The organism is Roseovarius bejariae (assembly GCF_009669325.1).
GTDB classification, from domain to species: domain Bacteria; phylum Pseudomonadota; class Alphaproteobacteria; order Rhodobacterales; family Rhodobacteraceae; genus Roseovarius; species Roseovarius bejariae.
In genome coordinates this window covers 2,563,088-2,575,752 of record NZ_SZWE01000001.1, presented here as the reverse complement: position 1 = coordinate 2,575,752, position 12,665 = coordinate 2,563,088, and the positions used below count along the sequence as shown (strand labels likewise).

The window sequence follows — 12,665 nt, the reverse complement described above, 5'->3', positions numbered from 1 at the left end:
TCAGGCGATGGCGGGGGTAAGAGCCCGGGCGAAGCGGGCCTTCCAGAGCGCCTCTTCGTATTCGGCGTCGGCGGTGCTGTCGTAGACCACGCCGCCGCCCACGTTGAGGCGGACCTCATCCCCCTCAAGCATCAGCGTGCGAATCGCCACGTTGAATTCCGACGTGCCATCGGGGGCCGCCCAGCCGATGGTGCCGCAATAGATGTCGCGCGCCGCGCCTTCGAGTTCGGCAAGAATTTCCATGGCGCGCAGTTTCGGTGCCCCGGTGATGGAGCCGCAGGGGAACAACGCGCGGAAGATGTCGCCCAACCCGGTGCCCGCCTGCATCTGCCCGGTGATGAGCGAGACCATCTGATGCACGGTTTCATAGCTTTCGACGCAGAAGAGTTCCGGCACCTTGACGCTTCCGGCCTCGCAGATGCGACTGATGTCGTTGCGCAGAAGGTCGACGATCATCAGGTTTTCGGCGCGGTTTTTCTCGTCCGTTTGCAGGAAGGCCTTACGACGGGTGTCTTCGTTCGTGTCGCTACTTCGCGGTTGTGTGCCCTTCATGGGGCGGGTTTCGATCCGGCCATCGGGTTTGGTGCGGAAGAAAAGCTCGGGCGAGCGTGAGAGGATCGCGGGTAGCCCCTCGGCCTCGATCATCGCACCGTATCGGACGGGCTGCACCTGTGTCAGCGCATGATAGAGTGCCTGCGCCGTGCCTTTCGTACGCAGGAACAGCGGGAAAGTCAGGTTCGCCTGATAGATGTCACCGGCGCAGATATAGTCATGCACCGTCTGAAAGGCTTGCGCGTATTGCGCCTTGCGCCAGCCGGGTTGGAAACGGTGCAGGCTGGCAGGCCCGTGCATGAGGTCGGGCGCGTCTTCGGGGGCGTCATAAACCCCGAATTGCAGGAGCGGCAGGCGGCGGTCTTTGGGCATGAGCGGTTCAAGCCGGGGCTCCAACGCGAATCCCAGTTCGTAGCTGGCAAACCCAGCAAGCCATCCGCCCGCGCCTTGGGCGGCATCGAGGGCTTCAAGGGCGGCGGGCACCTGTGCGACCTCATGCGCAACGATCATTTCGCGCGGATGCGCGAAACGGCAGGCGGCGGCCTTGGGGCCATTATCGAACCGAATCTTCAAATGCCGTGTTTCCCGTTGCGATCTGGCGGTATGTAATCCGCCATAGTCCGAATGACACCCACAAAAGCGGCCATTCGTTCAAGATTTGCGATCCCCCTTGCAAGCCTGCGCATGATGGATATAACCGCCATCAATTTGCGCGCACCCATACTGGCGATGCGCCCAATCAGCTGCCCGGGGATCACCATGCCGAAAAGAACAGACCTCTCGTCCATCATGATCATCGGGGCGGGCCCGATCATTATCGGCCAAGCCTGCGAGTTCGACTATTCCGGCGCACAGGCCTGCAAAGCCCTGCGCGAGGAAGGATACCGCGTCATCCTCGTAAACTCCAACCCCGCGACGATCATGACCGATCCGGGGCTGGCCGATGCCACCTATATCGAGCCGATCACCCCCGAGGCCGTCGCCAAGATCATCGAGAAAGAGCGCCCCGACGCCCTGTTGCCCACGATGGGCGGCCAAACCGGCCTGAACACCGCTTTGGCCGTGGCAGACATGGGCGTATTGGAGAAATTCGGGGTGGAGTTGATCGGCGCCAACCGCGAGGCCATCGAGATGGCCGAGGACCGCAAGCTGTTCCGCGAGGCGATGGATCGACTCGGCATCGAGAACCCCAAGGCCACCATCGCCAACAACATGGAAGAGTGCATGGAGGCGCTTGAACATGTCGGCCTTCCGGCGATCATTCGCCCCGCCTTTACCCTTGGCGGCACCGGCGGCGGCGTGGCCTATAACCGCGATGATTACGAGCATTACTGCAAATCGGGCCTCGATGCCTCGCCCGTCAGCCAGATCCTGATCGACGAGTCGCTTCTGGGGTGGAAGGAATACGAGATGGAGGTCGTCCGCGACAAAGCGGATAACGCGATCATCGTCTGCTCCATCGAAAACGTCGATCCGATGGGCGTGCATACCGGCGATTCGATCACCGTGGCCCCTGCCCTGACGCTGACCGACAAGGAATATCAGGTCATGCGCAACGGCAGTATCGCCGTGCTGCGTGAGATCGGCGTGGAAACCGGCGGTTCGAACGTGCAATGGGCCATCAACCCCGAAGACGGGCGCATGGTTGTGATCGAGATGAACCCGCGTGTGAGCCGCTCTTCTGCCTTGGCGTCAAAAGCGACGGGCTTCCCGATTGCCAAGATCGCCGCGAAACTGGCCGTGGGGTACACGCTGGACGAATTGGACAACGACATCACCAAGGTGACGCCGGCCAGCTTTGAGCCGACGATTGATTATGTCGTCACCAAGATCCCGAAATTCGCCTTCGAGAAATTCCCCGGCTCGGAACCCAAGCTGACCACGGCGATGAAATCGGTGGGGGAGGCCATGGCGATTGGCCGGACGATCCACGAATCGTTGCAAAAGGCCCTGTCGTCGATGGAATCGGGCCTGACCGGCTTTGACGAGGTGGACATCCCCGGCGCGCCCGACAAGGCCGCCGTGATCAAGGCGATCAGCGAACAGACCCCCGACCGGATGCGGACCATCGCGCAGGCCATGCGCGAGGGGCTGAGCGACGACGAGATTCAGGCCGCCACCGCCTTTGATCCTTGGTTCCTGTCGCGTATCCGCGAGATCGTGGAGGCCGAAGAGGAGGTGAAAACCAACGGCCTGCCCAGTGACGAGGCCGGTCTTCGCAAGCTCAAGATGATGGGCTTTAGCGATGCCCGCCTTGCCAAGCTGACCGGCTTTACCGAAGCCGATGTGCGCCGCGCGCGCCATGCCAAAGGGGTGACGGCCGTTTTCAAACGGATCGACACCTGCGCCGCCGAGTTCGAGGCGCAAACACCCTATATGTATTCCACGTACGAAGCCCCGATGATGGGCGACGTGGAATGCGAAGCACGCCCCAGCGACCGCAAGAAGGTGGTCATTCTGGGTGGCGGGCCGAACCGGATCGGCCAAGGGATCGAGTTTGACTATTGCTGCTGTCATGCCTGTTTCGCGCTGACCGACGCGGGCTATGAGACGATCATGGTCAACTGCAACCCCGAGACGGTTTCGACCGACTATGACACCTCGGATCGTCTGTATTTCGAGCCGCTGACATTCGAGCACGTGATGGAAATCCTGCGGGTCGAGCAGGAAAACGGCACCCTGCATGGGGTGATCGTGCAGTTCGGCGGGCAGACGCCCCTCAAGCTGGCCAATGATCTGGAAGCCGAGGGCATTCCGATCTTGGGCACGTCACCGGACGCGATTGACCTGGCCGAGGATCGCGAGCGGTTCCAGGCGCTTGTCAATCAACTCAAGCTCAAGCAACCGTCGAACGGCATTGCCCATTCGGATGCAGAAGCCCTTGAAATCGCAGAAGGAATTGGGTTTCCGCTGGTTATTCGCCCGTCTTACGTTCTGGGCGGACGGGCGATGGAAATCGTCCGCGACATGGCGCATCTGGAACGCTATATCGCCGAGGCGGTCGTGGTGTCCGGGGACAGCCCGGTTCTGCTGGATGGCTACCTATCCGGCGCGATCGAATGCGATGTGGACGCCCTGTGTGACGGGAAAACCGTGCATGTGGCGGGCATCATGCAGCACATCGAAGAGGCTGGCGTTCACTCGGGCGATAGCGCCTGTTCGCTGCCGCCCTATTCGCTGTGCCCTGAAACGATTGCCGAGATCAAACGCCAGACCGAGGCGCTTGCCCTTGCGCTGAACGTGCAGGGGTTGATGAACGTGCAGTTCGCCGTGAAGGACAACGATATTTACCTGATCGAGGTGAACCCGCGCGCCAGCCGCACGGTGCCCTTCGTGGCCAAGGCCACCGACAGCGCGATTGCCTCGATCGCCGCGCGCCTGATGGCGGGCGAGAAAATGGACGCCTTCCCGCATCGCGGAGCCTATCCCGAAGGCGCAATGCCCGGCAGCCTGCCGATGGCCGACCAGATGACATTGGCCGATCCGAATATGCCATGGTTTTCGGTCAAGGAAGCGGTGCTGCCGTTTGCGCGCTTCCCCGGCGTCGACACGATCCTCGGGCCCGAGATGCGCTCGACCGGGGAGGTGATGGGGTGGGACGTGTCCTTCCCGCGGGCGTTCCTGAAGGCGCAGATGGGCGCCGGTGCGGATTTGCCCGAGGGCGGCAAGGTGTTCTTCTCGATCAAGGATGCGGACAAGACCGACCAATTGGTCGACACCGCGCGCCTGCTGGTCGAGATGGGTTTTACCATCGTTGCGACCCGCGGCACCTCGGGTTTCCTCAGTGAGCACGGGATTGACTGCGACGTGGTTAACAAGGTCTACGAAGGCCGCCCGAACATCGTGGATATGTTGAAAGACGGGCAGATCACGCTGGTCATGAACACCACCGAAGGCGCGCAGGCGGTGGAAGACAGCCGCGAGATTCGTTCGGTCGCGCTTTATGACAAGATCCCCTATTTCACCACCGCCGCGGGCGCCCATGCCGCCGCCCAAGCCATCAAGGCGCGGCTGGAAGGGGAATTGCAGGTGATGCCGTTGCAAGGACCGAACGCGTAAAACATGCCGCGTTAAGTCGATTTGAAACGACGGAATGTCGAAAACCTGCGCCGGGTGTCAGCCATGACGTCCGGCGCATTCGGCATTGCAAATGGTGCATAGATTTTTAGCAGAAAAAAGATTGCGCGGTGGAAAAAATCCATTATTTGCAAGTTACGGACGCAGTAACGCCCGGATAACCGCAACCTCAAACCTTCAGGAGGCCGACAATATGACCCGCGACGAACTGAACCGCGAATTGCGTATGCACAGTGCTTCCTGGCCGGCGGTCCTCATCGTGTACGGCATCATCGTGGCGACGATGGTGTTCAGCGCGATGTCCATCACCTGATCCAGGGCACTTTAAACCGGGCCTCTCCTCCCTGCCCCGGTTGCACACCGCACGAAATAGAAACGGCGGATGGTTAGAAAACCATCCGCCGCTTTCATTTTCACATTGCGTATATCAGCCGCTGATCTTCGGATCGTTCGGGTCGATTTGCGCCGTGGCTGCATCGCCCACGTTGTCCACGCCCCGTTCTTCCAGCAGAGTCGTCAGCCACTCCGGGTCCATTTCGGGCACCGAGCTGAGCAGCAGATCGGTATAGGGATGATGCGGAGGCTTGAACATCTCTTCCTTGGGCCCCTGCTCCACGACTTTACCATGCTGCATGACCACCACCTCGTCAGCAATCGAGCGCACAGTGGCCAGATCGTGGGTGATGAACATGTAAGCCAGGTTCAGCTCCTTCTGGAGTCGATCAAGCAGTTTCAGGATACCTTCCGCCACCAGTTGGTCAAGCGCCGAGGTGACCTCGTCGCAGACGATAAAGGTGGGTTCTGCCGCGAGGGCCCGGGCGATCCCGATCCGCTGTTTCTGCCCGCCCGACAGTTCAGGTGGATAGCGATTGTAGAACTGGGATGGCTCAAGCTCGATCAGATCAAGCAGTTCGTCCACCCGGTTCTTGAGCGCCGCACCACTGAGGCCGGAATAGAACTGTGCCGGCCGGCCGATGATCTCCGAAATTCGCACCTTGGGGTTCAGCGCGGTATCGGCCATCTGGTAGATCATCTGGCATTGGCGCAACTGGTCCTTGGTGCGGTTCCGGTAATCGGGCGGGAAAGGTTCGCCCTTGAATAGAACCTCCCCCTTGGAAGGCGGCAAGAGACCCGTGATCACACGCGCCGTCGTGGATTTGCCGGACCCGGATTCACCCACAACGGCAACGGTCATCCCCTCGTAGACATCAAAGCTGACGTCATCGAGAACCTTCTCACCGCCGGTATAGGAGGCATCCACACCACGTACCGAAATAAGCGGAGTCGCATCTTTGGGCCGCGATTTTTGCGGACGCTTGAAGCTACGAACCGCCCAGAGTGACTTGGTATAATCCTCTTGCGGGTTGTCGAGCATCTCCTTGGTGGGGGCCTCTTCGACCTCCTCACCCTTCAACAGCACCTTGATCGTATCGGCCATCTGCGCCACGACCGCGAGGTCGTGGGTGATGTAGATGGCGGCGGTGTTGTATTCGTCCACGATGTCGCGGATCGCGGCCAGCACCTCGATCTGGGTGGTCACGTCAAGCGCCGTCGTCGGTTCATCGAAGATGATCAGGTCGGGCCGACACGACATGGCCATGGCTGTCATGGCACGTTGCAACTGCCCGCCCGAAACCTGGTGCGGATACCGAAAGCCAATCTCATGCGGATTGGGCAGACGCAGCTTTTCGTAAAGCTCCATCGCATCTTCTTGCGCCTCGGTCCGCTTTTTCAAGCGGTAATGAAGCGGCGCTTCGGTATGCTGGTCGATGATCTTATGCGCGGGATTGAACGACGCCGCGGCGGATTGCGCCACATAGGCAATACGATGTCCGCGCAAACTGCGCTTTTCTTCCTCGCTTGCCGTTGTCAGTTCCATCCCGTCGAATTCAATCGACCCGCCCGAGATTCGCGTCCCGTCACGTGCATAGCCCATGGCCGCTGCACCAATGGTGGATTTCCCGGCGCCCGATTCCCCGATGAGGCCAAGAACCTCACCGCGGTGGAGGGTCAGATCGACACCTTTGATGATGTCGACCCAGGTTTCATCGGAATAGCCCTGAATTTGCAGGTCCTTGATTTCCAGCAGGACTTCTTTCTTTTTAAGCATTGTCGATTACTCCTTCAGTCCCGAGGAACGATGCAGCATCCAGTCCACCACGAAGTTGACCCCAACCGTCAGCAGGGCAATCGCCGCCGCCGGGATCAGGGGTGTGATGTCACCGAATGAGATCAGGGTTGCGTTTTCCCGCACCATCGAGCCCCAGTCCGCCGTGGGCGGCTGGATGCCGAGGCCAAGGAACGACAGGCCCGCGACCAGCAGGAACACAAAGCAGAACTCCAAGCCGAATTCCGCCACCAGAGGCGCGGTTGAGTTCGGCAGGATTTCGCGCCGGATCAGGTACCATGTCCCCTCACCCCGCAACTTGGCTGCTTCGATATAGTCCATGACAACCACGTTGCCCGCCACCGCCCGTGTCAGGCGGAAGACGCGCGGTGCATAGATAACGGCAACCGCGATCACGATCACATGGATATGCGGGCCGAAAATCGACAGCATAAGCAGGGCGAAAATAAGCGAGGGGATCGACATGATCACATCCGCCACCCGGCCCATGAACTGATCGAACCAGCCGCCCTTTGTAGCGGCCAGAAGGCCGGCAAGCGCACCCAACACGAAGGCAGCCACGGTTGCAGCCAAGGCAAGGCCAACCGAGTTACGCGCGCCATAGATGATGCGGCTGAACATGTCGCGGCCCAACTGGTCGGCGCCGAGAAGCATGTTCGCGTCCGGCGGCGCAAAGGCAGACGCGATCACTTCGGCCTCACCGTGCGGTGCGATCCATGGCGCGAAAACCCCCATGATGATGTAGGTGAAGATCACGAACATCCCGAAGGCCGCCGTCATCGGCGCCGTCCGAAGTTCTTTTGCCAGATCATCCGAGGCGAGCTGGATCATGAACTCACGGAAGGCATATGACACCATGGCCGCCAGCCCAAGCAGACCCGCGCAGATCGCGACGCCTTTCAGGGCAGCCGTTCCGCCGATGATTCCCAGAAGGAACGACACCATCGTCAGCCCGAAGGCCACCATGAAGATCTGCCGTTTGTTGTAAAACGCCGCCAGGCAGGAAACTGCCAGAAGCAAGGCGTAGTATCCGATTACAAATAGACTCATTTGTTTCTACTCCCCTTACTTCGGATGCCGCAGACGCGGGTTGGTGAGAATGGCGCCGACATCCGCTGCGAGATTGAGCAGGATGAAGGTTGCCGCGAAGATCAGGCAGCAAGCCTGCACCACGGGGAAGTCACGTTTCGACACCGCATCGACCAGAGCCTGACCGATACCGGGATAGACGAACACCACCTCCACAAGCACAACGCCGGTGATCAGGTAGGCGAGGTTCAGTGCCACAACGTTGATGATCGGGGCCCATGCGTTCGGCAGGGCGTGCTTGACGATCACTTTCCACGGCGGAGTCCCTTTCAGGCGCGCCATTTCGATATAGGGGGACGCCAGAAGGTTGATGATCGCCGCCCGGGTCATCCGCATCATATGCGCCATGACCACCAGAACCAGCGTCAGTGCCGGTAGGAAGGTCCTGACCAACAACTCGCCAAGGCTCATACCTTCACTGAGGCTCGAAATCGCGGGAAACATTTGCCATTTCACTGCGAAGAAGAGGATCAGGATATAGCCGAGGAAGAACTCGGGCGATGAAATGAAGCTAAGCGTGACCACGTTTGCCACCCGGTCGAAGATCGAGTTGCGCAACAGCGCGACAACGACACCAAGGATGATGGCCACCGGTACGGCGATTACCGCAGCGTAGGCCGCAAGGAAAAGCGTATTCATGAAACGCTCACTGATCACGGCACTCACACGTTCGCCGGTGACGATCGAATTGCCGAAATCCAAAAAGACTGCGCCTGAAAGCCAGTCCAGATACCGCACGATGGCGGGTTGATCGAGGCCCATTTGCTTACGCAATGCGGCCAGGTTTTCTTCGGTAGCGCCTTGTCCCAGAACCGCCTGAGCGATGTCACCCGGCAGCAATTCGACCATGAAGAAGATAATGATCGAAATCACGAATAGGATGATTAATCCGAGACCGAGCCGTTTACCTACCAGCCCTAGAATGTCTCCCATCTGTTCCCTCCTGCTGTTGTGCCGTGTGCCGGGCCGCCATAAGGCCGAACACAAGCGGCGTAACAGTTCTTATGCCCATTGAACGCTTGAACGTAGATCGTTCCGGTTCGGGCTTGTGGCCTTGTCGCGGCCCTGTTGGCGACCGTTGTACGACGAGGCAGTGAAAAGGCCCGGCGCAGGGGTTGCGCCGGGCCGGAGAATGTTGGCTTAGCCTTCGAACCACCAGCGGCTACAAGCGCGCGCGCCGTCCATTTGCCAGCTTGCCGCCAGATCCGGACCATGCTTCACGTTACTGCGACGGGCATAAACGAAGTTCGGGAAGAACGGGATGATCGTTCCGCCATCATCTTTCGCCAGCATCGCCATCTCGCGGTACATTTCGGCACGCAGGTCATTGTCCAGCTCGGCCTTGGCCTTGAGGAGCAACTCGTTGAAGCGCTCATTCTGCCAGTGGCTTTCGTTCCATGCCGCGTCATCCTTGTAGGCCAAGGAGTACATCACGTCCGGAGTCGGACGTGCGCCCCACTGCACAACGCACCACGGCTTTTTCAGCCAGACGTCCGAGTAGTAGCCATCATTCGGCTCACGTTTGACCGAGATATTGATGCCGGACGCCTTGGCCTGCTCTGCGAACAGAACGCACATGTCGACCGAACCCGAGAAAACGGAGTCAGCGACACTGATTTCAGTGCTCAGACCTTCGGCACCTGCCTTTTTGAGGAGCGACTTGGCCTTGTCAGGGTCATAGTCGTTCTGCTCAAGGCCCTCGGGCCAATACGGCATGGCCGGCGAATGGTGGAAATCATTGCCCATCGTCGACGTCCCGAAGGTGATCTTGTCCATGATCTCCTGACGGTTGATCGAATGCTTGAGAGCATTGCGTACATCCACGTTATCGAAGGGCGCCACGTCGCAGAACATCGGCATGGTGATCGCAGCCGCCGACGGCACGTTGTCGATTTCGATATTCGGGTCACGTTGCAGCAGCGACAGGGTTTTCAATTCGATTTGCGTCACCGCATCCACATCGCCGGTAACAAGTGCTGTCTGACGTGCGTTCGGATCGTTGAGAACCGTCACGATACACTCGTCGAAATAGGCGCCTTCAAGGTGCCAGTCTTCATGACGCACAAAGCGGTAATTCACACCGAATTCGGTTTCGACCAATTTGTACGGGCCACAGCCGTCGCCGGACTTCCAGTCGATCGTGCCGTCGTCATTGGCCGGGCAGATCGCAAGGTGGTAGTCGGTCATCAGCCACGGCAGGTCCGCGTTGCCGCTAGCCAGTTTGAAGGTGACGGTCATGTCGTCGACCTTGACCAGCTCTTCGACATCCGAAACGAGCGCCGCCGCCGCCGACGTGGTATCTTCGCCGCGGTGGTGGTTGATAGAGGCGATGACATCGTCCGCCGTGACCTTCTTGCCGCTGTGGAAGGTGGCCTTCGGATTGATCACGAAGGTCCATTCCTTCGCGTCGGGCGATGCGCTCCATTCTTGCGCAACATCCGGGCCAAGCGACCCATCGGGTTCGATCAGGGTCAGGTACGAGCGGAAAGTATGCGCCACCTGGATCATCGAGAAGGTGACGTATGTGCCGGGATCATGGGTGTCACCGGTGTTGCCGTCGTGCGCACCAAGACGGAACGTCCCACCGCGGCTAGGCGCGGCTTTGGCCGAGGTGCCCCACAGGCCGGTTGCGGCCGACGCGGTCATCCCGGCCGCCATGGAATAGTTCATGAACGACCGGCGCGAAATCTTGCCGTCGCGGGCGGCATCGGCCAGCTGGTCGATCAGAATTTGGTTGTCTTTGTTGGTCATATTGTCTCCCTGGAGGATTTTTTTGATCATGGTGATCTTTTTTTGCATGCGCCGGGTAAGGATTTCCTATCTCTGCACAAGGTGAGTGTTCTGAAACCGACACGCTAATATCAAAACACGAAATCCGAAACACTTCTACCCTTTACTTGCTGTGTTCAAAGCGAATTTTGGTTGGGAAGGCACATCGGGAACCGTTGTGAATTAGGGCCCACACGCACGAGACGCGCTCGGAGAATCGCGGCCGCGAAGCGCCGATCCCACCCCGGCGCCAACCGCACCGGAGTGGATAATCTTCAGACATCCGATCAGGACGAGAACCACCAGCGACTTGGCGCGCGGGCACCGTCCAGCTCCCAGCTTGCCGCAAGGTTTTCGCCATGCATCACATTGCTGCGCCGCGCGTAGACGAAGTTGTTGAACATCGGGATGATCGTGCCGCCATCGTCACGGGCGATCATACCCATTTCGCGGTACATCTCGGCGCGCAGGCTGTCGTCGAGTTCGGACTTGGCCTGTAGCAGCAACTCGTTGAACCGCTCGTTCTTCCAACGGCTTTCATTCCAGTCCGCATCGGCCTTGTAAGCCAGAGTATACATCACGTCCGGCGTGGGGCGCGCGCCCCAGGAAACCGCGCAGAACGGCTTTTTCAACCAAACGTCGGAATAGTACCCGTCGTTGGGCTCGCGTATGACATTGACGGTGATGCCGGCCTGCTTTGCCTGCTCGGCGTAAAGCACGCACATGTCGACGGCGCCCGAGAACAAGCTGTCGGCCGTAGAGATACTGACCGTAAGGTCCTCCATCCCCGCCTTCTTGAGCAGCGACTTGGCCTGCTCAGGGTCGTATTCGCGCTGCGGAATATCGTCGGGCCAATAAGGCTGGGCCGGCGAATGGTGGAAGTCGTTGCCGATGGTGGCCGCGCCGAAGGCGATCTTCTCGATGATCTCGTTGCGGTCGATGGACAACTTGAGCGCGTTGCGCACGTTGACATCGTCGAACGGCGCGGTGTCACAGAACATCGGCATTGTGATCGCGGCCGCCGAGGGCACGTTCTCCACGGCGATGTTGGGATCGCGCTGCAAGAGCGCCGAGGTTTTGATGTCGATCAGCGACACCGCGTCAACATCGCCGGTGACCAGTGCAGTCTGGCGCGCGTTCGGGTCGTTGAGCACCAGCATCTCGACATTATCGAAATAGGCGCCCTCGAGGTGCCAGCCGTCATGACGGCTGAGCTTCCAGCCGACGCCCCACTCCCCCTGATCAATCTTGTAGGGGCCCGAACCGTCGCCCGACTGCCAGTTGATGCTGCCGTCGTCATTGGCCGGGCAGATGGCAAGGTGATAGTCGGTCATCAGCCAAGGCAGGTCGGCGTTGCCGCTTTCCAGAGAAACGACGACCGTGTGATCGCCATCGGCCGTCACGTCGGTCACCGAGGACAGCAGCGATTTGGCCGCCGAGGTCGACTCCTCGCCGCGGTGGTGGTTGAGCGATGCGACCACATCCTTTGCCATCACCGGATTGCCGCTGTGGAACGACGCGTTCGGGTTGATCTCGAAGGTCCAGACCGAGGCGTCTTCGTTGGCTGACCAGTCGCTTGCAAGGTCCGGCCCGAGCGTGCCGTCGGGCTCAATCAACGTCAGATAGCTGCGATACTGGTGGGCGAGATAGATCTGCTGGCGCGAGACATACTGGCCCGGGTCGTGGGTGTCGGACGAATTGCCGTCATGCATGCCCACCTTAAAGGTGCCACCCCGCTTGGGCTGCGCCTGAGCCTGAGTGGTCCAGAGCCCCGTGGCGGCCGAAGCGGTCATGCCCGCCGCCATCGAGTAGTGCATGAATGACCGGCGCGAAATCTTGCCGTTGCGGGCGGCATCCGCCAGCCGGTCGATGAGTAACTGATCTTTGACCTTTGTCATGTTTTATCCCTGTTAATTTGGTCTTGTTCGCTGATTGGAGCTGTCAGAATGTGTCTCTCCTGCAAAGCTTCCCTTCCCTTTGCGTAGACCGGTAGCCTAAATGCGACATACAGGTAACAAAACACGAAATCCGGCAGCCTTCTACCCTATAG

General features: G+C 59.7%; 8 protein-coding genes. 1 reads left to right on the top strand and 7 read right to left on the bottom strand.

All coding sequences use genetic code 11. The features are described from left to right. Both FDP25_RS12390 and FDP25_RS17075 read right to left on the bottom strand, forming a co-directional pair. Nucleotides 1–1,125 (bottom strand): aminodeoxychorismate synthase component I, encoded by a 1,125-nt coding sequence (locus tag FDP25_RS12390; protein WP_154152156.1) that lies wholly within the window; start codon nt 1,123–1,125, stop codon nt 1–3. Continuing rightward, nucleotides 1,122–1,349 carry a hypothetical protein gene (locus FDP25_RS17075; RefSeq protein ID WP_172982709.1) on the bottom strand — a complete coding sequence of 76 codons (228 nt, stop codon included), beginning with the start codon at nt 1,347–1,349 and terminating at the stop codon, nt 1,122–1,124. The genes FDP25_RS12390 and FDP25_RS17075 overlap by 4 nt, the downstream gene beginning before the upstream one ends. On the opposite strand from FDP25_RS17075, the gene carB reads away from it, so the two are divergent. Next, the gene (gene carB / locus FDP25_RS12385; RefSeq protein ID WP_154152154.1) at nt 1,312–4,611 is read left to right on the top strand and encodes a carbamoyl-phosphate synthase large subunit; all 3,300 of its coding nucleotides are present in this window, start codon (nt 1,312–1,314) and stop codon (nt 4,609–4,611) included. The genes FDP25_RS17075 and carB overlap by 38 nt on opposite strands. 445 nt (nt 4,612–5,056) lie before the next feature. Here the strand turns inward: carB and FDP25_RS12380 are convergent, their stop codons facing one another. From FDP25_RS12380 to FDP25_RS12360, 5 genes are all read right to left on the bottom strand, one after another. Continuing rightward, nucleotides 5,057–6,739: an ABC transporter ATP-binding protein gene (locus FDP25_RS12380; RefSeq protein ID WP_154152151.1), complete on the bottom strand. Its 1,683-nt coding sequence runs from the start codon at nt 6,737–6,739 to the stop codon at nt 5,057–5,059. A 6-nt stretch (nt 6,740–6,745) separates the two neighbouring features. Next, nucleotides 6,746–7,807: an ABC transporter permease gene (locus FDP25_RS12375; RefSeq protein ID WP_154152149.1), complete on the bottom strand. Its 1,062-nt coding sequence runs from the start codon at nt 7,805–7,807 to the stop codon at nt 6,746–6,748. Nucleotides 7,808–7,822: 15 nt separating this feature from the next. After that, complete coding sequence (locus FDP25_RS12370) at nt 7,823–8,779, bottom strand: ABC transporter permease (RefSeq protein WP_154152147.1); 957 nt, start codon at nt 8,777–8,779, stop codon at nt 7,823–7,825. A 207-nt stretch (nt 8,780–8,986) separates the two neighbouring features. Next, the gene (locus FDP25_RS12365; RefSeq protein ID WP_154152145.1) at nt 8,987–10,597 is read right to left on the bottom strand and encodes an ABC transporter substrate-binding protein; all 1,611 of its coding nucleotides are present in this window, start codon (nt 10,595–10,597) and stop codon (nt 8,987–8,989) included. Nucleotides 10,598–10,902: 305 nt separating this feature from the next. Further along, complete coding sequence (locus tag FDP25_RS12360) at nt 10,903–12,513, bottom strand: ABC transporter substrate-binding protein (RefSeq protein ID WP_154152143.1); 1,611 nt, start codon at nt 12,511–12,513, stop codon at nt 10,903–10,905. Nucleotides 12,514–12,665 lie beyond the last annotated feature (152 nt).

What these genes read in the sequence shown, in the direction of transcription:
- carB (WP_154152154.1), top strand. Translation starts at nt 1,312, where the DNA reads ATGCCGAAAAGAACAGACCTCTCGTCCATCATGATCATCGGGGCGGGC.
- FDP25_RS17075 (WP_172982709.1), bottom strand. Translation starts at nt 1,349, where the DNA reads ATGATCATGATGGACGAGAGGTCTGTTCTTTTCGGCATGGTGATCCCC.
- FDP25_RS12380 (WP_154152151.1), bottom strand. Translation starts at nt 6,739, where the DNA reads ATGCTTAAAAAGAAAGAAGTCCTGCTGGAAATCAAGGACCTGCAAATT.
- FDP25_RS12375 (WP_154152149.1), bottom strand. Translation starts at nt 7,807, where the DNA reads ATGAGTCTATTTGTAATCGGATACTACGCCTTGCTTCTGGCAGTTTCC.
- FDP25_RS12370 (WP_154152147.1), bottom strand. Translation starts at nt 8,779, where the DNA reads ATGGGAGACATTCTAGGGCTGGTAGGTAAACGGCTCGGTCTCGGATTA.
- FDP25_RS12365 (WP_154152145.1), bottom strand. Translation starts at nt 10,597, where the DNA reads ATGACCAACAAAGACAACCAAATTCTGATCGACCAGCTGGCCGATGCC.
- FDP25_RS12360 (WP_154152143.1), bottom strand. Translation starts at nt 12,513, where the DNA reads ATGACAAAGGTCAAAGATCAGTTACTCATCGACCGGCTGGCGGATGCC.